General features: G+C 67.9%; 18 protein-coding genes. 4 read left to right on the forward strand and 14 right to left on the reverse strand.

What is annotated here, in order from left to right:
- Positions 1–19: 19 nt before the first annotated feature.
- From mutM to ACFWU2_RS18830, 10 genes are all read right to left on the reverse strand, one after another.
- On the reverse strand, positions 20–883 hold the full coding sequence (gene mutM / locus ACFWU2_RS18785; RefSeq protein ID WP_378609306.1) for a bifunctional DNA-formamidopyrimidine glycosylase/DNA-(apurinic or apyrimidinic site) lyase: 864 nt from the start codon (positions 881–883) through the stop codon (positions 20–22).
- 4 nt (positions 884–887) lie between these two features.
- Entirely contained in the window at positions 888–1,661 is a 774-nt protein-coding gene (rnc, locus tag ACFWU2_RS18790) for a ribonuclease III (protein WP_378609309.1), read from the reverse strand.
- 13 nt (positions 1,662–1,674) lie between these two features.
- The gene (gene rpmF, locus ACFWU2_RS18795; RefSeq protein WP_006551208.1) at positions 1,675–1,857 is read right to left on the reverse strand and encodes a 50S ribosomal protein L32; all 183 of its coding nucleotides are present in this window, start codon (positions 1,855–1,857) and stop codon (positions 1,675–1,677) included.
- Positions 1,858–1,859: 2 nt separating this feature from the next.
- Entirely contained in the window at positions 1,860–2,384 is a 525-nt protein-coding gene (locus ACFWU2_RS18800) for a YceD family protein (protein ID WP_378609311.1), read from the reverse strand.
- A 201-nt stretch (positions 2,385–2,585) separates the two neighbouring features.
- Entirely contained in the window at positions 2,586–3,344 is a 759-nt protein-coding gene (locus tag ACFWU2_RS18805; RefSeq protein WP_378609314.1) for a DivIVA domain-containing protein, read from the reverse strand.
- 139 nt (positions 3,345–3,483) lie between these two features.
- Positions 3,484–3,987: a pantetheine-phosphate adenylyltransferase gene (gene coaD, locus ACFWU2_RS18810; protein WP_378609317.1), complete on the reverse strand. Its 504-nt coding sequence runs from the start codon at positions 3,985–3,987 to the stop codon at positions 3,484–3,486.
- Positions 3,984–4,550: a 16S rRNA (guanine(966)-N(2))-methyltransferase RsmD gene (gene rsmD / locus ACFWU2_RS18815; protein ID WP_378527915.1), complete on the reverse strand. Its 567-nt coding sequence runs from the start codon at positions 4,548–4,550 to the stop codon at positions 3,984–3,986. Before rsmD ends, coaD begins: the two co-directional genes overlap by 4 nt.
- Positions 4,547–7,948, reverse strand: a complete 3,402-nt coding sequence (locus tag ACFWU2_RS18820) for a pyruvate carboxylase (protein WP_378609329.1) — start codon at positions 7,946–7,948, stop codon at positions 4,547–4,549. The genes rsmD and ACFWU2_RS18820 overlap by 4 nt, the downstream gene beginning before the upstream one ends.
- 196 nt (positions 7,949–8,144) lie before the next feature.
- On the reverse strand, positions 8,145–10,451 hold the full coding sequence (gene recG / locus ACFWU2_RS18825) for an ATP-dependent DNA helicase RecG (protein WP_378609332.1): 2,307 nt from the start codon (positions 10,449–10,451) through the stop codon (positions 8,145–8,147).
- A gap of 46 nt (positions 10,452–10,497) precedes the next feature.
- The gene (locus tag ACFWU2_RS18830) at positions 10,498–12,210 is read right to left on the reverse strand and encodes a DAK2 domain-containing protein (RefSeq protein WP_378609334.1); all 1,713 of its coding nucleotides are present in this window, start codon (positions 12,208–12,210) and stop codon (positions 10,498–10,500) included.
- Between the two features lie 177 nt (positions 12,211–12,387).
- Here ACFWU2_RS18830 and rpmB point away from each other — a divergent pair, with 177 nt between their 5' ends.
- Complete coding sequence (gene rpmB / locus ACFWU2_RS18835) at positions 12,388–12,576, forward strand: 50S ribosomal protein L28 (RefSeq protein ID WP_072698660.1); 189 nt, start codon at positions 12,388–12,390, stop codon at positions 12,574–12,576.
- A gap of 87 nt (positions 12,577–12,663) precedes the next feature.
- On the forward strand, positions 12,664–13,458 hold the full coding sequence (locus ACFWU2_RS18840) for an enoyl-CoA hydratase/isomerase family protein (RefSeq protein ID WP_378609337.1): 795 nt from the start codon (positions 12,664–12,666) through the stop codon (positions 13,456–13,458).
- A 24-nt stretch (positions 13,459–13,482) separates the two neighbouring features.
- Here ACFWU2_RS18840 and ACFWU2_RS18845 read toward each other — a convergent pair whose 3' ends face one another.
- The 3 genes from ACFWU2_RS18845 to ACFWU2_RS18855 all read right to left on the reverse strand — a co-directional run bounded on the left by ACFWU2_RS18845 (position 13,483) and on the right by ACFWU2_RS18855 (position 15,867).
- Positions 13,483–14,157, reverse strand: coding sequence for a uracil-DNA glycosylase (locus ACFWU2_RS18845; protein ID WP_378609526.1), 675 nt, complete (start codon positions 14,155–14,157; stop codon positions 13,483–13,485).
- 119 nt (positions 14,158–14,276) lie between these two features.
- A complete protein-coding gene (locus tag ACFWU2_RS18850; RefSeq protein ID WP_378609340.1) occupies positions 14,277–14,798 on the reverse strand; it encodes a gamma carbonic anhydrase family protein in 522 nt (173 codons plus the stop codon).
- A 10-nt stretch (positions 14,799–14,808) separates the two neighbouring features.
- The gene (locus ACFWU2_RS18855) at positions 14,809–15,867 is read right to left on the reverse strand and encodes a thiamine-phosphate kinase (protein WP_378609343.1); all 1,059 of its coding nucleotides are present in this window, start codon (positions 15,865–15,867) and stop codon (positions 14,809–14,811) included.
- A gap of 22 nt (positions 15,868–15,889) precedes the next feature.
- Here ACFWU2_RS18855 and ACFWU2_RS18860 point away from each other — a divergent pair, with 22 nt between their 5' ends.
- The gene (locus ACFWU2_RS18860) at positions 15,890–16,531 is read left to right on the forward strand and encodes a DUF3515 domain-containing protein (protein WP_378609346.1); all 642 of its coding nucleotides are present in this window, start codon (positions 15,890–15,892) and stop codon (positions 16,529–16,531) included.
- Between the two features lie 31 nt (positions 16,532–16,562).
- Here the strand turns inward: ACFWU2_RS18860 and ACFWU2_RS18865 are convergent, their stop codons facing one another.
- Positions 16,563–18,149 carry an acetyl-CoA hydrolase/transferase family protein gene (locus ACFWU2_RS18865; protein WP_378609349.1) on the reverse strand — a complete coding sequence of 529 codons (1,587 nt, stop codon included), beginning with the start codon at positions 18,147–18,149 and terminating at the stop codon, positions 16,563–16,565.
- Positions 18,150–18,515: 366 nt separating this feature from the next.
- Between ACFWU2_RS18865 and ACFWU2_RS18870 the strand changes: the two genes are divergently transcribed.
- Positions 18,516–20,654 carry a DEAD/DEAH box helicase gene (locus ACFWU2_RS18870; RefSeq protein WP_378609352.1) on the forward strand — a complete coding sequence of 713 codons (2,139 nt, stop codon included), beginning with the start codon at positions 18,516–18,518 and terminating at the stop codon, positions 20,652–20,654.
- Positions 20,655–20,714: the final 60 nt, after the last annotated feature.

Raw genomic sequence — 20,714 nt, forward strand, 5'->3', positions numbered from 1 at the left:
CGCAGGACCGCGTATCCGCTCACCGCCCGGCGCGCGGCCGCGGTTGGCACTTGGGGCAACTGTACGAAGAGCGGTTCATGAACTTCTCGCGCCGGATGGGCGCCCCGCACCGCCTGCACGGCAGGTTCTCCTGGCCGTACACGTTGAGCGACCGCTCGAAGTAGCCCGATTCACCGTTCACGTTGACGTACAGCGCATCGAAGGAGGTACCGCCCTGGTCGAGCGCCTCCCCCATCACTTCTCGCGCGGCTTCGAGGACCGACCTCAGTTTCGGTCCGGACAGGCTGTCGGTGAGGCGGTTGCCGTGGATCTTCGCGCGCCACAGCGCTTCGTCGGCGTAGATGTTCCCGATTCCGGACACCACCGTTTGATCGAGCAGTGCTCGCTTGATCTCGGTGTGCTTGCCGCGCAACACTTTTACGACCGCAGCCGGATCGAACCGCGGATCCATGGGGTCGCGCGCGATGTGCGCGACCGGCAGCGGGAGACGTTCTCCGTCGACGTCGAGCAGCGGCGCGAGCGCCCATCCCCCGAACGTGCGCTGGTCGACGAAGCGCAGTTCTGCACCGTTGTCGAGGACCGCCCGGATGCGTAAATGCTTCTCCTGCGGCACCGTCGGGGGTTGCACGAGCATCTGACCGCTCATCCCGAGGTGTACGACGAGTGCGATGTCGCCGGGCTCGAGCACGAGCCACATGTACTTACCGCGCCGCTCCGCCGCGGCGATGTGCTGCCCGGTCAGTTGCAGCGCGAGATCGCGCGGTCCCGGTTCGTGCCGGCGCACCGCGCGTGGATGCAGAACCTGAACGGACTCGATCGTCGCGCCGAGGACGTGCGCCTCGAGGCCCCGACGGACCACTTCCACCTCGGGGAGTTCGGGCACGTACTCAGGCGTCCTCGGAAGAAGCGTCCGTCTCTGCGGTCTCGCCGGTGGACTGATCGGAAAGGGCCTGCCACGCCGTGGCGGCCGCCTTCTGCTCGGCTTCCTTCTTGGTCCTGCCTGTGCCGACACCGAGCGGGGTACCGCCGATGATCGCGGTGGCGGTGAATTCCTTGTCGTGATCGGGGCCGGTCGCGGTGATCTCGTACACCGGAACACCGAGGCCTCGCTCCGCAGTGAGTTCCTGCAGGCTCGTCTTCCAGTCGAGACCGGCACCCAGACGCGGGCCGCGCTCGAGGAGATCACTGAACAGACGCAGCACCACCTCGCGGGCCACGTCGATGCCGTGCTGCAGATGCACGGCGCCGAGCAGGGATTCCATGCCGTCGGCGAGAATGCTCGCCTTGTCCTTGCCTCCGGTGAGTTCTTCACCCTTGCCGAGAAGCAGGTGTGCGCCGAGTCCGCCGGGGCCGAGCTTGCGCGCGACCTCCGCGAGAGCGTGCATGTTGACGACGCTCGCACGGATCTTCGCGAGCTCACCTTCGGACTTGTCCGGGTGGGTCAGATACAGCTTTTCCGTGACGGCGAGTCCGAGGACCGCGTCGCCGAGAAACTCGAGACGTTCGTTGGTGGGAAGACCGCCGTTCTCGTACGCGTACGAGCGGTGTGTCAACGCCAGGATCAATAATTCGGGTTCCAAAGTCACGCCGAGGGCGACGAGGAGAGGTGTGTACTCTTCCTCGTCGCCCACGGGTGGTGTATTGGTCGACTTGCTCGTCACGTGAATACCGTTACTAGACGGGCGCGGTCACCTGACGGCCGTTGTACGTACCGCACGACGGGCACGCCACGTGGGGCAGCTTCTTCTCGCCGCAGCCACGGTTCGGGCAGGTAACGAGCGTCGGCGCAGTGGTGTTCCACTGGCTGCGCCGCGACCGGGTATTGGAACGCGACATTCTGCGCTTGGGGACGGCCACGTCTACTTCTCCTCGTTGTTCATGCTGACGATTTCACTGCTGGATTTTTCGGAGCCTGCACCGAACTTGGCTGCCAACCCAGCCCAGCGAGGATCCATTATCTCATGCCCGTGCCCGGATTCCGCAATCGCCAGGCGAATGCCGCATTCGGGACACAAGCCCGCACAGTCGTCGCTGCACAGCGGCTGGAGCGGAAGCTCCAGACCCACCGCATCGACGAGGACGGGTTCGAGGTCGATCAGGTCGTCTTCGACCCGGTAGACCTCATCTTCGGCGGAAGTCTGATCCGTGATGCTGTTCGGGTAGGCGAACAACTCGGTGAGAAACAGATCGACAGGTTCGGTGAACTCCTCGAGACAACGCGAGCAGTCACCGACAGCCTCGGATCGAACTGTACCCGTGACCAGAACACCTTCGGACACCGCCTCCATCCGAAGATCGAGTGCGATATCGGTTCCGGGCTCGATCGCGATCAGATCGAGCCCGATCCGAGAGGGAGACGGAACGACGCGCTCTACCGTACGCATGGAGCCGGGGCGCCTGCCCAGGGAGAGCGTATCCAGAACCAGACCGCCCTCTCGATCGCGACGAGAAGCGTTGGTATGGCGGGAGGACACGAAAACTCACTTTCGGATAGACGGCACTGCCAAGTGATTGGGCAACCGTTCTATAATACGCGATCACGCCCTCGGCAGGAAACCGTCGGATACTCCGGTTCGCTACACCGGTCAGCGCCGGCGCACAGCGCGATGATCGGCTTCCGCGTAGTCGGGAACGCCGGAGGTACGCAACTGCTGACGTCCGCGGCCTACCGACCGCAGCGTGCCTCCGAGGAGTTCTTCGAACTCCGCGAGCTTGCTGTCGATGTACTCGTCGCATTCGGTGCGCAACCGGTCCGACTCGGCGTGGGCGGAGTCGATGACCCGGGCCGACTCCGCGTGCGCGGCCTGCACAACTTCGGTCTGCGACACCAGGCGTGCCTTCTCCGCCTCACCGTCGGCCACCGACCGCTCGTACGAGGCCTGCCCGGCCTCGGCCATACGTTCGGCGTCGGCGCGTGCCCTGCCGGTGAGAAGTTCGTACTGCTGCTTGCCGTCGGTGATGAGATCGTCCGCTTCGACCCGCGCGTCCTGCACCAGTTCGTCGGCGTGCGCACGCGCCTCCCCAACCATGCGATCGGCCTGTGCCTTCGCGTCCGCGAGCATCCGGTCGGCGTCGGCACGCGCGTTCTCGAGGAGGGTGCGGGCCTCCTCGTCGGCGTCGCCGACGGTCTTGTCGGCTTGCGCACGCGCGTCGTCGATCAGCTTGTCGCGATGGTCGAGGACGTCCTGTGCGTCGTCGAGTTCGGGCGGTAGTGCGTCGCGGACGTCGTCGAGAAGCTCGAGTACGTCACCGCGGGGAACCACACAGCTCGCGGTCATCGGGACGCTGCGCGCCTCTTCGACGATCGCGACCAGTTCGTCGAGTGCCTCGAATACCCGGTACACGTTCTACCCCAATCACTCGCTTCACCCGGCCGCTGCGACCGTGCTGCATCCAGTCTGCCGCAGCGCGGCCCCAGGCCGTGTTCCCGCGCCGGTGTGTCGAGAAACCACGAGAAACGGAAGAGAGTGTGAGAAGTCTCGCTCAGCGGCCGCCGTTGCGGGCAGCGGCCCGTTCGGCGATGCGGGCGAGCAGCCGTTCGTGGACGGTCGCCGGCAGCATGTCGTGCACGTCTCCCCCGTACGTCGCGACCTCTTTCACCAGTGAACTCGAGAGGTAACCGAACGCGGGATTGGTCGCCACGAACAGGGTGTCTACACCGGTGAGCTTGTGGTTCATCTGAGCCATCTGCAACTCGTAGTCGAAGTCGTTGGCGCCGCGCAGGCCCTTGACGATCGCGGAGATGTCGTTCGCTTTCGCGTAGTCGACGAGCAGGCCCTGCCACGAATCGACCGTCACGTTCCCCAGATGCGATGTCGCTTCGGCCAGCATGTCGAGTCGCTCCGGAACCGTGAACATCCCCTGTTTGTTCGGGTTGATCACCACCGTCACCACGACCTCGTCGAACTGGAGGGAAGTCCGTCCGATGACGTCGAGGTGCCCGTTGGTCACCGGGTCGAAGGATCCTGGGCAGACCGCGCGGCTCATGACCCAGCACCGTAGCAGGTAGCGATCTCGATCCTGCTCTCCCCATATCTGCGTGTACGTCCGGGCTCGAATGCGTCCGGCCACACCGTTTCCGGTGATCGTGACGACCGCTCGAGCACCACGACGGAGTCCTCCCCCACCCAGCCGCCGGCAAGGAGCGCGTCCAGTATCGCGGCGATCTGCTGCTCGTCCACGGCGTAGGGCGGGTCGGCGAGCACGAGGTCGTACACCCGATCGGCGGGAGCGGCGAGCACCGCCGCCACCGGTGCCGTACGCAAAACGGCTCCCGGCACCCGCACGGTCGCGATGTTCTCCCGGATCACAGCGGCCGCTTTCGCATCCGATTCGACGAGCAGGGCATGGGCAGCGCCCCTCGACAGTGCCTCGAGGCCGAGTGCGCCCGACCCGGCGAACAGGTCCAGCACCGCGGCGCCGTCGAGGTCCATTCGTGCTTCCAGCGAACTGAAAAGGGCCTCGCGCACCCGTTCCGAGGTGGGCCGGGTCCCGCGGGGCGGCACCTTCAGGCGCCGCCCCCCGGCCGTTCCGGCAACGATGCGTGTCACTCGGCGCTGTCCGCGGTGGACACCTCCACGAGCAGGTCGCCGCCTTCGACCTGCTGCACGGCACCGATCGAGACCCGCGCGACGCGGCCTCCACGAGGAGCGGTGATCGCCGCTTCCATCTTCATCGCCTCGATGGTCGCGACGGTGTCGCCGGCCGAGACGGTCTGGCCTTCGGACACCACCAGGGTCACCATTCCGGCGAACGGCGCCGCGACATGACCCGGGTGGGTCCGGTCGGCCTTCTCCGCCGCGGGCACGTCGGACGCGACGGAGCGGTCACGCACCGACACCGGGCGCAACTGCCCGTTGAGGATGCACATCACCGTGCGGAAACCGCGCTCGTCGGCGTCCGAGATCGCCTCGAGTCCGATGAGCAGTTCGACGCCCTTGTCCAGGCGCACCCGGTGTTCGTCACCCTGCCGCAGGCCGTAGAAGAACTGGTTCGCCGACAACTCGGTGGTGTCGCCGTACTGCTCGCGGTGGTTCTCGAACTCCTTGGCGGGGCCGGGGAACAGCAGCCTGTTGAGCGTGCGACGGCGTTCGGACGACGATCCGAGCAGGCCTTTTTCTTCGTCCGCGGTCAACGGCGTTTCCGGTTTCGCGTCGGCGCGGCCCGCCAGCGCCTTGCTGCGGAACGGCTCGGGCCATCCGCCCGCCGGCGTGCCCAGATCGCCGCGCAGGAATCCGATCACCGAATCCGGGATATCGAACTTGCCCGGGTCCGCCGCGAACTCGTCGACCGACACTCCCGCGCCGACGAGGTGCAGCGCGAGGTCGCCCACGACCTTCGACGACGGCGTGACCTTGATGAGCCGCCCGAGCAGGCGGTCGGCTCCGGCGTACGCCGCCTCGATGTCTTCGAAGCGGTCGCCCAGCCCCAGCGCGATCGCCTGCTGGCGCAGGTTCGACAGCTGACCGCCCGGAATCTCGTGTGTGTAGACGCGACCGGTCGGTGCCGGAAGGCCCGACTCGAACGGCTTGTAGACCTTGCGCAGCGCCTCCCAGTACGGCTCGAGGTCGCACACGGCCTGCAAATCCAGACCTGTGTCGAACTCGCTGTTCGCCGCCGCGGCCACGATCGCCGACAACGCCGGCTGGCTCGTGGTTCCGGCCAGGGCCGCCGACGCACCGTCGACCGCGTCGGCACCCGCGTGCCACGCCGCGAGGTAGGTCGCCAGCTGGCCACCCGCGGTGTCGTGGGTGTGCACCTGCACCGGCAGGTCGAAATTCTTGCGCAATGCCGACACCAGCGTGGCCGCGGCGGGTGCGCGCAGCAGTCCGGCCATGTCCTTGATGGCGAGCACGTGCGCGCCGGCCTCGACGATCTGCTCGGCCAGCTTCAGGTAGTAATCGAGGGTGTAGATCGTCTCGTTCGGGTTCGACAGATCACCGGTGTACGACAGGGCGACCTCGGCGATCGTCGTGCCGGTCTCCCGGACCGCGTCGATCGCGGGGCGCATCTGATCGACGTTGTTGAGTGCGTCGAAGATGCGGAAGATGTCGATGCCGGTGGCCGCGGCTTCCTGCACGAAGGCGCGGGTCACAGCCTCGGGGTACGGGGTGTAGCCGACCGTGTTGCGGCCCCGCAGGAGCATCTGGAGATTGATGTTCGGGATCGCTTCGCGCAGTGCGGCGAGCCGTTCCCACGGATCCTCGTGCAGGAAGCGCAGCGCCACGTCGTAGGTCGCGCCGCCCCAGGCCTCGATCGAGAGCAGCTCGGGCGTCATGCGGGCGACGTGCCCCGCAACGGTGAGCAGGTCCTTGCTGCGGACCCGCGTCGCGAGCAGCGACTGGTGCGCATCGCGGAAGGTGGTGTCGGTGACGCCGACCGCCTTCTGCTCACGCAGGGCGCGTGCGAACCCTTCCGGGCCGAGTTCGAGAAGCCGTTGCCGCGAGCCTGCCGGCGGCGGGGTGCTCAGATCGATGTCCGGCAGCTTGTCGTGCGGGTAGACCGTCGTCGGCCGCTCACCGTGCGGTTTGTTGACCGTGACATCGGCCAGGTAGGTGAGGATCTTCGTTCCGCGGTCCGCCGACGAGCGCAACGTCAGAAGCTGTGGGCGCTGCTCGATGAACGAGGTGTTGACACGTCCCGCCCGGAAGTCCTCGTCGACGAGGACGGCCTGGAGGAACGGAATGTTGGTGGAGACTCCGCGGATACGGAACTCGGCGACCGCGCGTCGGGCACGGGCCACTGCCGCGTCGAAATCGCGGCCCCGGCAGGTGAGCTTGACGAGCATGGAGTCGAAGTGCGCCGAGATCTCGGCGCCCACCGAGGTACCGCCGTCGAGGCGGATGCCCGCGCCGCCTGGTGTGCGGTACCCGGTGATGCGGCCGGTGTCGGGCCGGAACCCGTTGGCCGGATCCTCGGTGGTGATGCGGCACTGGAGGGCAGCACCCCGGATGGTGATCGAGTCCTGGCTCAGTCCGAGGTCTTCGAGGGATTCGCCGGCGGCGATGCGCAACTGCGCCTGCACCAGATCGACGTCGGTGATCTCCTCGGTGACCGTGTGCTCGACCTGGATGCGCGGGTTCATCTCGATGAACACGTGGTTGCCGCGCTCGTCGACGAGGAATTCGACCGTGCCGGCGCACTGGTAACCGATCTCCCTTGCGAACGCGACCGCGTCCGCACAGATGCGATCGCGGAGGGCGGGGTCGAGGTTCGGCGCGGGCGCCAACTCGATCACCTTCTGGTGGCGGCGCTGAAGCGAGCAGTCGCGCTCGTAGAGATGGATGACGTTGCCGTACTTGTCGGCGAGGATCTGCACCTCGATGTGCCGGGGGTTGATCACGGCCTGCTCGAGGAACACGGTCGGATCGCCGAAGGCGGCGTCGGCTTCACGCGACGCGGCTTCGATGGACTCCCGTAACTGCTCCGGCTCGGCGACGCGGCGCATGCCTCGTCCGCCACCACCGGCGACGGCCTTGACGAAGATCGGGAAATGCATGTTCTCGGACGCGACCACCAGTGCGTCGACGTCCGCGGACGGTTCCGACGACGCCAGCACCGGCAGACCGGCGGCTTTCGCCGCTTCGATCGCGCGCGCCTTGTTGCCGGTCAGCTCGAGGATCTCGGCGGGCGGGCCGACGAACGTGATGCCGGCGTTCGCACATGCCGCTGCCAGTTCGGGGTTCTCCGAGAGGAAGCCGTAACCGGGATAGATCGCGTCGGCACCGGCCGACACGGCGACGTCGACGATCCGGTCCACGGACAGGTACGTCCGGACGGGATGGCCTTCCTCGCCGATCTGGTACGCCTCGTCGGCTTTCAGACGGTGGAGCGAATTGCGGTCTTCGTACGGAAACACCGCGACAGTTCCGGCGCCCAGTTCGTAGGCGGCACGGAACGCCCGGATCGCGATCTCGCCACGGTTGGCGACAAGCACTTTGGAGAACATTGGACGACGGTACCGCGACGTAACAATCGATTCGCTGCCCCGGTTCCATATCCTGGGAAAGTGTGGCTACCTGTGACGACTGGAACAATTCAGACGTCTCAGAGGTAACACGCCGGCAATCCCCGCGGCCCTCTCGCCGTAACCTCTCGGCCGGCTGCCGGAGACGGTGCGCGAAACGTAACACCGGGATTCCGGCTCAGGACTTGTCCAGATACTCGATGCGCTCGGTGTCGAGCGCGGCCGTCACCATGCTCGCCAGACCCGGGTGCTCCCGTAGTCCCGGGTCCTGATCGGTGACGGTCCGCGCGAACGCCCGGGCGGCTTCGATGACGTCCGCGTCGTCGACGAGGGAAAGCAGGCGCAGCGTGGTCACCGTGCCCGACTGCGCCTTGCCCAGCACATCGCCCTCGCGGCGCAACTGCAAGTCGAGTTGCGCGAGTTCGAACCCGTCGGTTGTTCCCGCGACCGCCTGGAGGCGGGTCATCGTCGGGGATCCCGGCTTCGTGTCCGTCACCAGCAGGCACAAGCCCTGGTGACCGCCTCGGCCGACGCGTCCTCGCAGCTGGTGCAACTGGCTCACGCCGAATCGGTCGGCATCGACGATCACCATCACGGTCGCGTTCGGCACGTCGACGCCGACCTCGACGACGGTGGTGCAGACGAGCACGTCGACGGCACCGTCGTTGAACTCGCGCATGACGGCGTCCTTGTCGTCGGCGGGCAACCGGCCGTGGAGGAGCCCGACGTTCAGTTCGCGGAGTGGGCCCGCGGAGAGCATCTCGTGCAGGTCGAGCACGGAGGTCGTCTCGGGGGGCTCCTGCGCACCGGACGCGCGTGTGCGCTTGCCGGCCGGTGCGGTGCTCTGCTCGGCCGGGTCGACGGGAAGGTCCTCGTCGGTATCTCCGTCGCCGATCCTCGAGCACACCACGTAGGCCTGCCGGCCTTCCGCGACCTCTTCCCGGATGCGTTCCCAGGCACGATCGACCCACGTCGGATGCACTTTCGCCGGCACCACCCGGCTCACGATCGGTGAACGACCGCGCGGCAGTTCCCGGAGAGTGGAGACCTCGAGGTCGCCGAGAACCGTCATCGCGATGGTGCGCGGGATCGGTGTCGCCGTCATCACGAGCACGTGCGGGGACGCGCCGTCACGCCCGCGGGAACGCAGCGAATCACGCTGTTCGACGCCGAAGCGATGTTGCTCGTCGACGACCACCAGCCCCAGGTCGAAGAAGTTCACACCGTCCTGGATCAGCGCGTGCGTGCCGATGACGATCCCGGCGTCGCCGGTGACCGCCTCGTTGAGCGCCTTCCGCTTCCGGGCCGTGCTCATCGAGCCGGTCAGAAGAGTCACGCGGGTCGCGAGGTCGTGAGCTCCGAGTTCTCCGGCCGACGCCAGATCGCCGAGCATGGTGGTCAGTGACCGGGCGTGCTGCGCCGCGAGCACCTCGGTGGGTGCGAGCAACGCACACTGGTGTCCCGCGTCGATCACCTGCAGCATTGCCCGCAGCGCCACGATCGTCTTGCCGGAACCCACCTCGCCCTGTAGCAACCGGTTCATGGGGTGCGGACGCGACACGTCGGCGGAGATCTCTTCGGCGACGGCGAGCTGGCCCGCGGTCAGTTCGAAGGGCAGACGCCGATCGAACTCCTCGGCCAGTCCCCCGTCGCGGCGCGCGCACACCGGTGCCGAGCGCACCTCCACGTCGTGGCGTCGTTGCGCCAGCACCAGCTGCACGGCCGCGGCTTCGTCGAACTTGAGCCGGTCACGGGCGCGGTCGACCTCGTCCTTGGTGTCGGGAAGATGGATCGAGCGCAGCGCCTCGTCGAGGCCGATGAAACCCTGGGCGGCCAGCACCCAGTCGGGCAACGGATCCTCCACGGGATCGAGCTGGTCGAGGACTTGGCGCACACAGCGCATCACCGTCCACGACTCGACGTCGCGGGTCGCGGGGTACATCGGGATCAACGCGCGGTCGAACACCGACATGTCGACACCCGCCGCGTCCTGCGCGGTACGTGCGAGGTCGGCGAGCGCACCGGCACCGCGAACGCGCGCGGGGGCTGCGGAGACGAGGTCGTCGGCGGTGCGAGGTTCGGGCAGAACCACGTAGCTGGGGTGGGTCAGGCTCCACTTGTCGCGGAAGTACTTGACGGTGCCGGAGAACATCGCCCGGACGCCCGGTTTGATGTTGTGCTTGACCTTGTGGGGGTTGAAGAACGTGACGTCGATGGTGTGCCGGTCGGATCGCAGCCGGACCGCGAGTCGTTTGCCCGCGCGCGACTTCATCGGCACTTCCTGCGCGGATTCGACACGCGCGATGATCGTGATGTGCTGGCCTTCGACGGGCCGGCTCTCGCCCAGTTCCGCTCCCTGCGTTGCGTAACGGTGCGGGTAGTGCCGCAACAGATCCTCGACCGTGGTCATCCCGAACGCCTCGGACAGGGCATCCGCCGTCTTACGCCCGAGGAGATGATCGAGCCGGTCCGCGAGTGTCGCCACTGCCGTCCCTTCCGCATTCCGTGTGGTGGCCCTCGCGGCGCACCGACTACTCGACGCCGAGCTGCAGCAAGTCGCTGCACTGGCCGCCCCGGTACACCACAACCTCCAGCGCGGGATGACGGCGATCGAGGTGCTCGGTCAGCTGCTCGGCGAGCCCGTCGGGAGCGTCGGAGCCGACCAGCATCGTCACGAGCTCTCCGCCCGCGGCGAGGATCTTGTCGAGCAGAGACACTCCCGCTGCCACCAGATCATGCTCGATGACTACGACATCATGTCCCGACAAGCCGAGGCTGTCGCCCGGCTCGCACGTTCCCACCCAGGTCAGAGCCCGTTCCTCTGCTATTCGCAACGAACCCCACCGGACGGCGGCCGCGGCTTCGGACATCGCGAACGCGTCGTCGACCGTCGCGCGCCCGGGATCGTGGACGGCCAGCGCCGCCAGCCCCTGCACCATCGACGAACTCGGCAGGAACATCACGTTCCGGTTCTCGGACCGAGCCTGCACACCCACGGCGACGACGTCCTGCGCCGACAGTGAACCGTTCGGCAGCACGAGCACGTCACCGCTGGGCAGGGCGCGGATCGCCTCGAGGAGGAGCCGCGGACCGAAGTCCGTGTCCGCGTGCAACACCGAGGCACCTTCGGATTCGAACAATTCCCTCGTGCCGTGGCCGGCCACCACAGCGAGCACAGCCCGCGCCTCGGTACCCGCCGTCTCGAGCGGCACCACCGTGGCGGGAGTACCGGGCTGCGCCGAGCACGCGTGCCCTGTCGCGGCGTCCAGCGCGAAGCACGTGATGTCGATGCGGATCAGGGAACCGGCGGCGAGCCCGGCCTCCACCGCAGCGCCGGGATCACAGCAGTGCACATGGACCGACCAGGACCCGGCGCCGTCCCCGACGACCGCCACCGAGTCTCCGAGTGCGTCGAGCCGGACCCGGAGGACGTCGATGTCCTCGGTGTCGGCGCGCTCGACGACGTACATCACTTCGTAGTCCTGCTGCGTCTCGGTCCGCGGTGCACCGGACCGTTCGGACGCGGAACTCGCGGCCACCCGCACAGGTGGTCCGGTGACCTGGAAACGACGGCGGGGCCGCTGCCCGGTGGTGACTTCGACCAGGCAGTCGAGCAATATCACCAGTCCGAGGCCGCCGGCATCGACGACTCCTGCTTCGGCCAGAACGTCGAGTTGGGCGGGGGTGCGCTGCAGGGCGTCCGCCGCAGCGTCGGCGGCGGCGACCGTGACGTCGCAGACCGTGGCACCGGTGTCACGAGCCGCCCGTTCCGCACCTTCCGCCGCGGCGTCGAGGACGCTGACGATGGTGCCTTCGGCGGGCGTGCTCAGCGCTTTGATCACGAGTGTCGATGCCCGCGCCAGTGCGTCCGCGAGTCCGCGGCCGTCGACGGTGGTGTGCCCGGACACGGCGTCGGCGACTCCTCGCAGGGCCTGCGCGACGATGACTCCCGAGTTTCCCCGGGCGCCCAGGAATGCGCCGCGTGCCAAGCGCTCCGACACGTCCGAGGCGGTGAGCGCACCGTCGACGGGTCCACCGATGTTCTCGACGGCGGATTGGAGAGTCAGCACGAGGTTGGTGCCGGTATCGCCGTCCGGAACAGGGAAGACGTTGAGGGTGTTGATCTCGTGGCGGCGCTCTTCGAGGGCTTCGAGCGCGATCTCGGCCCATCGCCGCAGCGCGCGCCCGCCGACCGTGTCCCCGACCTCGAGCACCAGCTCACACCCCTCTACGTCGCTGTTCATCCTCTGCCCGAAAGAGTAACCGGGGGTCGTGCATACGTCCGGTTTGGTCATCCGCCGTAGAGTTCGCTAAGCTGATTGGGTTGCCTCGCACGGGTGACCCTGTTCCCCGTGTTTGTAGGACGCGAAGCAAGACCAGAGAAGATGCATTATCCACTAGACACACAAGGAGTTCGCGACATGGCTGCCGTCTGCGACGTATGCGCCAAGGGCCCCGGCTTCGGGAAGTCGGTCTCGCACTCGCACCGGCGTACCAATCGTCGCTGGAACCCGAACATCCAGAGCGTCCGCGCTCAGGTTGCCCCGGGCAACACCCGCAAGATCAACGTGTGCACCTCCTGCCTGAAGGCCGGCAAGGTTACGCGCTGACCTAGGTCGAGCTGCAGACGAAGGCCCCCGGCGCGAAAGCGCAGGGGGCCTTCGTCGTTCGCGTCGGGTGCCGGATAGTGTGCCGGAATGAGCGAAAACAATCAGTCCCTCGTGCAGATCGAGGACGGCGTGCTGCGGATCGCCGTGGCCACCGCCGAGCACGGCACTTCCCTGTCCCCCGCGGGGATGGAACAGGGCACCGCGGCTCTCCGGGCCGCCGGTCCCGAGATCGGTGCAGTCCTGCTCGTCGGTGAGGGCAGCAATTTCTGCGCGGGCGGCAACGTCCGTGGCTTCGCGGGTGCCGAGGACCGGGGCGCGCATCTGTTCGACATCGCGAACCTGTTCCACGATTTCATCCGGGAGATCGACGCGATCGGCGTTCCGGTCGTCGCAGCTGTGCACGGCTGGGCTGCCGGCGCCGGGATGAGCATCGTCCTGCATGCCGACATCGCGCTCGCCGGGCCCGGAACCAAGATGCGTGCCGCCTACCCGTCGATCGGGTTCTCCCCCGACGGCGGCATGTCGTGGACCTTGCCCCGGATCGTCGGTCCTGCACGCGCGCGGGAGATCATCATGACCGACGCGGTGATCAACGCCGATGAAGGTGTCCGGCTCGGACTGCTCAGCAGGTTGGTGGCCGACGACGAGATCGGGAGCGAGGCGCTTCGTATCGCCCGGACCCTCGCGCACGGTCCGACCCAGTCGTACGCGTCCATCCGGAAACTCGTCGCCGAGTCCGATTCCCGGTCGCTCTCCGATCACCTCGACGCCGAAGCCGCTGCTATCTCGGCAGCCGCGACCACACCCACGGGCATCGAAGGCGTGGACTCGTTCGTCGAGAAGCGCCGCCCCGACTGGTCCGCTGTGCGCGCTCGCTCCTGAGGCCGTGCGGTGCCGAGCCGGTGGTCAGGCCAGTCGCCAGTCCACCGGCTCCGCGCCCTGTTCGACGAGCAGCGCGTTGGCACGGCTGAACGGCCGCGATCCGAAGAATCCCCGCGACGCCGACAGCGGCGACGGATGCGCCGACTGCACCGTGGGCACATCGCCGAGCATCGGGACGAGAGTCCCGGCGTCGCGGCCCCACAGGATGGCGACGAGCGGTGCCCGACGAGCAACCAGTGCGCGGATCGCTTGCTCGGTGACTTTTTCCCAGCCCTTGCCCCGGTGTGAGGCGGCTTGTCCCGGAGCCACGGTGAGAACCCGATTGAGCAGCAGCACGCCGCGTTCGGTCCACGGTGAGAGATCACCGTTCGGGGGTAGCGGCAATCCGAGATCCTCGGTGTACTCGCGATAGATATTGGTCAGACTGCGCGGAATGGGCCGGACCGCCGGATCCACCGAAAAGCTCAGCCCCACAGCATGTCCCGGAGTCGGATACGGATCCTGTCCGACGATGAGCACGCGCACCTCGTCGAAGGGCTGGGTGAACGCCCGCAAGACATCGGCGCCGGCCGGAAGGTAGGAGCGCCCCGCTGCCAGTTCCGCCCGCAGGAACTGTCCCATCGAGGCGATGTCGTCGGCGACCGGAGCGAGCGCCTGCGCCCAGCCGGGCTCGATGATCTCGGACAACGGCTTGCTCACTCGGGCGGCCTGCTCTGTCACGTTCTCCTGCTCCTGATTCGTGCTGTTGTCGCGGGTCGTGCACTGCGGGATCCCGGACACGGGTTCCCCTGACACGACGGTGGCACCGGATCCTCCGGTCAGTCGAGTCGACGCAGCGCGGTGCGGTAGTACTCGGCGTTGGCCGCATACATCTTCGCGTTCGCGTCGAAGTGGCCCTCCGGGATCTCGACTCCGTCGCGGACCTTCGCGGGCACGCCCATGGCCATCCGGCGGGCGGGCAACTCGAATCGCGGTGGGATCAGTGCGCCGGCCGCGACCTGGGCACCCGCGCCGATCACCGAGCCGTTGAGCACGAGCGACCCGGATCCGATGAGCGCACCGTCACCGATGGTTGCGCCTTCGATGTGCACGTTGTGCCCCACCACGCATCGCGCGCCGATGACGGTGGCCTCGATTGCCGTGCAGTGGATGATCGTTCCGTCCTGGATGTTGGTTTCCTCACCGATGGTGATCGTCCCGTAATCCGCGCGCAGGACAGCGGTGGGCCATACCGACGCGCGGGGGCCGAGTGTCACGTTCCCGATCACGACTGCATCGGGATGAATCCAGGCATCGGGGTGGATATCGGGAACGCGATCACCGAGTGCATAGAGAGCCATGTCGCCCAACCTATCTCGAGGTACCGGGCGAAAAGCTGTGCCACCCTCCGGGACCGGCCGGAGGCCTGCCGTCGACGGTCACCCCGCGCCCCTGCCGCACTGTTCCGATGCGCCGCCAGCCGCTGGGCAGCACCACGTCGGGCGGGAAGCACGCTGCGAGCGCGTGATCCTCGCCGCCTGCGAGGACCCATTCCCACGGGTCCGCGCCCAACTCTGCCCCGGCAGCGAGGAGACGCTCGTCGGGCGCGATCGCCGCGCGATCCACATCGATCGCAACTTCCGACGCGGTGGCGATGTGCCCGAGGTCGGCGACGAGACCGTCGGAGATGTCGGTGCCCGCGCGGGCACCGGCATCGGCGGCGGCGGGGCCGGCGTCGTACGGGGGTGAGGGCACCCGATGCGCGTCGACGAGATCCCGATAGCCGTCGCGGCCGGCGACGAGCACGGCCAGACCTGCTGCCGACCGCCCCACATTCCCGGCGAGAGCCACGACGTCCCCGGGGCGGGCACCCGAGCGCAGCAGCGGCGCGCGCCCCTCCAGGTCACCGAGGACCGTGACCGACACGATCACCTCGCGCGCCTGGACGAGATCACCGCCGACGACTCCTGCTCCGAGCGCTTCGGCTGCTTCACCGAGACCTGCGGAGATCTCGTCGAGCACGGCGGCGGGCGTCTCCGGCGGGCAGCCGAGTCCCACGACGAACGCGACCGGCCGGGCCCCGATCGCGGCGACATCGGCACCGTTCTGCGCGACGGCTTTGCGTCCCACGTCGTGCGGACTCGACCAGTCGAAACGAAAGTGGCGGCCCTCCACGAGCATGTCGGTGGATACCGCGATTCTCCCGTCGGTCGCGGCGACGACCGCAGAGTCGTGGCCCGGTCCTACCAGGGTGGTACGGGGTTGCCTGCGCCCCGCGATCGCACGGGCGATGGCGGGAAACTCCCCGATGTCGGAGACGGTGGGGCCGGTCTGGTCTGCCACGGTGATGGGCGCCTCTTTCTCGGTCGGCAGCGGATACGGGCCGGTACGCCCCCTGCTACGTTCGTTCCACGCTACCGTTGCCGACATCATCCCTCCGACGCTGGACACCATGAACAACACACATTCTTCCGAGCAGGAACCCGGCGACCAGGGTCCTGACGAGCAGGAACCCGCCGACACCGCCGGGTCCGAGCAGACGACGACCCCCTCCGAACCGCGTCGCCATCCCGCGCTGATCGCGACTGCGATCGCGCTGCCGGTGGCACTGCTGGTGGGCGTGGTGGTTGCCGCCGTGTTCGTCGCGCGCACCCCGGTCAACTCTCCGGTCGGGCTGGGCCCCGTGCCCGCCCCCGACGCCGAGTCGGAATCCTGCACTTCATTGCTCGGCGCGCTGCCCGAGGACCTCGGCGACTACACGCGCGCCGAACTCGCCGATCCCGCACCGGTCGGCGCCGCAGCGTGGCAGTCCGCAGACGGCGGGGAGGTCGTGTTGCGATGCGGACTCGAGCGGCCCGCCGAATTCGATCAGGCCGCGGCGCTGCAGGTCATCGACCAGGTCCAGTGGTTCGAGATCTCGGGTGCGCAGCAGGGCATCGACGCGAGCACGTGGTTCGCCGTCGACCGTCCCGTCTACATCGCACTGACGGTACCCAACGGGTCGGGACCGACACCGCTGCAGGATATTTCGGCATCCATCGCCGAGACGCTCCCCCAGCAGGAGATCGATCCCGCCCCGATCGGCGGGCCCTGAACCGCCACCGGCTACCCGCGCGGCGGTGCCGTTACTGCTCGGCGCCGGCGCGCATGGTGCCGGTGCGCTGGAACCGGCTGTGGAACGAGAACGCCTCGTCGAGAAGATGCGGGGTCTGACCGGCCCCGGGCAACGCCTCGGCCCGATCGACGTAGTCGTGTAGTTCTGCCCGGAAATCGGGATGGGCACAACGCTCGATGACCACCCGGGACCGCCGGCGCGGCGACAGGCCGCGCACGTCGGCGAGGCCCTGTTCGGTGACGATCACCTGGACATCGTGTTCGGTGTGGTCGACGTGCGGCACCATCGGCACGATCGAGGAGATCGCACCGTTACGCGCGGTCGACGGGCTGAGGAACATCGAGAGGTAACCGTTGCGGGTGAAGTCACCCGAGCCGCCGATGCCGTTCATGATGCGCGTACCCATGACGTGGGTGGAGTTGACGTTGCCGTAGATGTCGGCCTCGAGCATCCCGTTCATGGCGATGATGCCGAGTCTGCGCACGATCTCGGGGTGGTTGCTGATCTCCTGGGGGCGCAGCACGATGTGGTTGCGGTAGAAGTCGATGTTGCGCACGAACTCGTCGAGGCCCGCCTCGGAGAGCGCGAGCGCGGTGGACGACGCGTAGCGCACCGTCCCGTTCGCGATGAGTTCCAGCATGCCGTCCTGGATGACTTCCGAGTAGCAGGTCAGCCCGCGGTACGGCCCGCTGGAGAGTCCGGCAAGGACCGCGTTGGCGACGTTGCCGACACCGGACTGCAGTGGCAGCAGAGTGTCGGCGGGGAGGCGCCCGGCCGCCACCTCGTGCGCGAAGAAGTCGAGCACGTGGCCGGCGATGGCCTGGCTGGTCGCGTCCGGCGCGGTCAGCGGGTTCGCGCTGTCGGACACATCGGTCTCGACCACCGCGACCACGCGCGCCGGGTCGACCCGGAAGGTCTGCTGCCCGATCCGGTCCTCGACATCGGTGAGGTGGATCGGGGTGCGGTGCGGCGGGAGCGCGGTGCCGTAGTAGATGTCGTGGACACCGGACATGGCGTCGGGGATCCAGGAATTGACCTCGAGCACGATCTTCTCGGCGACATCGAGCCACGTCTTGTTGTTTCCGACGGAGGTGGCCGGGATCAGTTCACCGGACTCGGTGATGCCGGAGACTTCGACGACCGCCACGTCGACGTGACCGTAGTAGCCCTCCCACACCTGCTGTGCCACGTGGGACAGGTGGATGTCGACGTAATCCATGCGGCCGTCGTTGATGCGTCCGCGCGCGGTGGGCTCGGCCTGGTACGGCATGCGCAGAGCGATGCCGTCCGCCTCGGCGAGCAACCGTTCGGTCTCGGTCGACACCGAGGCTCCGGTGAGAAGATTGATCGTGAAGTCGTCCCCGCCCGCCCGAGCGCGGCGGATGTGCTCGGCAAGTGCCGGGGTGACCCGCTTGGGGGTACCCGCGCTCGCGAAGCCACTGATCGCGACGGTGTCGCCGGAGCGAATGTGCCGCACCGCCTCCTCGGCGGAAACGATCTTGCGCCTGAAGGATTCGTTGCGGATGCGGCCCGCGGAGACGACTCCGGCGACTGTCTCCGCCTTCGACGGCGCAGAGGAGAGGGTGGATGCGTGCATGGCGATGAGAATAGAGGGGTCGAAAGGATCGCCGATCACACTCGCCGAACGGGCGCGATCCCGATCACGTTGCGGTCCGTGCCCCACGTCGTATCGTTTTACGCCACCTCGACGGGTAAAATACTGCGCGACAGTAGTTTTCAGATTTCCGAAGCACAGCTCCGAGGCGTCGCGAGCCGCGCGGACGGTGGCGCAGCGCAATCGACCGGAGGACAACCGTTGGGTGCGTTCGTCGCTCACTCTGCACCGCTCACCGAACGAACGCGCCACTCGTCGCGAAAAAACGTGTACCGGACCCGCCGACGGTGGGCTGCTCCGATCCGCAGTGCCACCGTACGAGTCGGTACCGTCGGGCACGATGGGGCAATGAGCATCCCCACCGAAGGTCTGCGCGACGACGCCGAACACCTCCTCCGAGAGCTTGCCGGACCGAACGCACGCTTGCGCGACGACCAGTGGACCGCGATCGAGGCGCTCGTCGTCCATCGCCGCCGGGCACTCGTGGTCCAGCGCACCGGCTGGGGAAAATCCGCCGTCTATTTCATCTCCGCCAAACTCCTGCGGGCGCACGGACACGGCCCCACGGTGATCGTGTCCCCACTGCTGGCACTGATGCGCAACCAGGTCGCCGCCGCCGAACGAGCAGGCGTGCGGGCCGCGACGATCAACTCCGGCAACATGACCGAGTGGGACGAGATCCACGAACGGATCCGGTCCGGTGACGTCGACGTCCTGCTGGTCAGTCCGGAACGGCTCAACAACCCCGACTTCCGCGATCAGGTGCTCCCCGCTCTCGCGCGCGACGCGGGTCTCGTCGTCGTCGACGAAGCGCATTGCGTATCCGACTGGGGTCACGATTTCCGTCCCGACTACCGGCGCATCCGCACACTCGTCGCCGACCTCGGCGACGGAGTGCCGGTACTGGCCACCACCGCGACCGCCAACGATCGAGTGGTCGCCGACGTCGCCGCGCAACTGGGGGTCGGCGGTCCCGCGCGGTCCGGTGCACCCGGAGAACCGGCGTCCTCGTCCGATGGAACGCTCGTCCTGCGTGGCGGGCTGGACCGGCCGTCACTGCACCTGTCGGTGGTCCGCATCGACGAGCCCGCTCGTCGCGCAGCCTGGCTTGCCCAGCATCTGGACGAGCTTCCGGGTTCGGGCATCGTCTACACGCTGACGGTGTCGGCCGCACGCGACCTCGCGGCACTGCTGTCGGACCACGGCTACGCCGTCGCCGCGTACACCGGTCAGACCGACCCGGCCGAGCGGGAGCAGCTCGAGTCGGACCTTCTGGCCAACCGCGTCAAGGCGCTGGTGGCCACGTCGGCGCTGGGCATGGGGTTCGACAAACCCGATCTGGGCTTCGTCGTCCACCTCGGGGCGCCGTCCTCGCCCATCTCCTATTACCAGCAGGTCGGCCGGGCCGGCCGCTCGACGGACCGCGCGGAGGTCGTGCTTCTCCCAGGCCCCGAGGACCGGCAGATCTGGCAGTGGTTCGCGTCCGTGGCCTTCCCGGAAGAGCCGCTGGTGCGTCGGGTCATCGACGCGCTCGACCCGGAGCGGCCGCTGTCGACCCAGGCATTGGAGCCGCGTGTCGATCTCAACCGGTCGCGTCTCGAGATGGTGCTCAAGGTGCTCGACGTGGACGGAGCGGTCCGCCGTGTGAAGGGTGGCTGGATCGCGACGGGACAACCGTGGGTGTACGACGCCGAGCGGTATGCCCGCCTCGAAGAAGCACGCACCGCCGAGCAGAACGCGATGATCGAATACGAGCGCACTGCCGAGTGCCGCATGGTGTTCCTTCGCTGCCAGCTCGACGATCCGGAACTCGCCGCAGACACCCCGGGGTGCGGACGGTGCGACAACTGCACGGGGTCGCGATGGTCCGACGCGGTGGACGAGGCAGAGGTGGCCAGGACGAAGGCTCGCCTCGAGCGCCCCGGCGTCGACCTCCCGCCGCGACGGCAATGGCCGACGGGCATGGCGACGCTCGGCGTGAAGCTCTCGGGGCGCATCACCGACGGCCCCGAGCCCGGGCGCGTTCTGGGAAGACTGTCCGATCTGGGCTGGGGTCCCCGCCTGCGTGCGCTCCTCGACGCACCGGACGGTCCCGCTCCCGACGCGGTGGTGCAGGCGTCGGTGGCGGTGCTCGCGTCGTGGGACTGGGCGCAACGACCCACCGCGGTGATGGCCGTCGAGTCCCCGGACCATCCGGTTCTCACCGCCTCGCTCGCGTCGCGTCTGTCACAACTGGGCCGACTTCAGGATTTAGGTGTATTACGGCGCCGAACGGGGCATCCCTCCGCGACGGCCGCGAATTCGGCATACCGGATCGCCGCGCTCGTCGATGCGTGGGAGACGCCCGACCTCAGCGGAGTGCGCGGTCCGATCCTTCTCGTCGATTCGGTGACCGACACCGGCTGGACGCTCACGATGGCGGCGAGGACTCTCGTCGCCGCGGGAGCCGACGCGGTGCTGCCGTTCGCGCTCGCGAGCCCGAAGTAATCGCTACGAGGAGACCAGACGCTACATGTTCGTGACCGGTATCACACCATATGCCCTACC

This window comes from Rhodococcus sp. NPDC058639, assembly GCF_042717545.1.
Lineage (GTDB): Bacteria > Actinomycetota > Actinomycetes > Mycobacteriales > Mycobacteriaceae > Rhodococcus.

Excerpts from the sequence above, each read along its gene's own strand:
- ACFWU2_RS18800 (WP_378609311.1), bottom strand. The coding sequence starts at position 2,384 with ATGCGTACGGTAGAGCGCGTCGTTCCGTCTCCCTCTCGGATCGGGCTC.
- coaD (WP_378609317.1), bottom strand. The coding sequence starts at position 3,987 with ATGAGCCGCGCGGTCTGCCCAGGATCCTTCGACCCGGTGACCAACGGG.
- ACFWU2_RS18820 (WP_378609329.1), bottom strand. The coding sequence starts at position 7,948 with ATGTTCTCCAAAGTGCTTGTCGCCAACCGTGGCGAGATCGCGATCCGG.
- ACFWU2_RS18830 (WP_378609334.1), bottom strand. The coding sequence starts at position 12,210 with ATGAACAGCGACGTAGAGGGGTGTGAGCTGGTGCTCGAGGTCGGGGAC.
- rpmB (WP_072698660.1), top strand. The coding sequence starts at position 12,388 with ATGGCTGCCGTCTGCGACGTATGCGCCAAGGGCCCCGGCTTCGGGAAG.
- ACFWU2_RS18840 (WP_378609337.1), top strand. The coding sequence starts at position 12,664 with ATGAGCGAAAACAATCAGTCCCTCGTGCAGATCGAGGACGGCGTGCTG.
- ACFWU2_RS18850 (WP_378609340.1), bottom strand. The coding sequence starts at position 14,798 with ATGGCTCTCTATGCACTCGGTGATCGCGTTCCCGATATCCACCCCGAT.
- ACFWU2_RS18855 (WP_378609343.1), bottom strand. The coding sequence starts at position 15,867 with ATGTCGGCAACGGTAGCGTGGAACGAACGTAGCAGGGGGCGTACCGGC.
- ACFWU2_RS18860 (WP_378609346.1), top strand. The coding sequence starts at position 15,890 with ATGAACAACACACATTCTTCCGAGCAGGAACCCGGCGACCAGGGTCCT.
- ACFWU2_RS18865 (WP_378609349.1), bottom strand. The coding sequence starts at position 18,149 with ATGCACGCATCCACCCTCTCCTCTGCGCCGTCGAAGGCGGAGACAGTC.
- ACFWU2_RS18870 (WP_378609352.1), top strand. The coding sequence starts at position 18,516 with ATGAGCATCCCCACCGAAGGTCTGCGCGACGACGCCGAACACCTCCTC.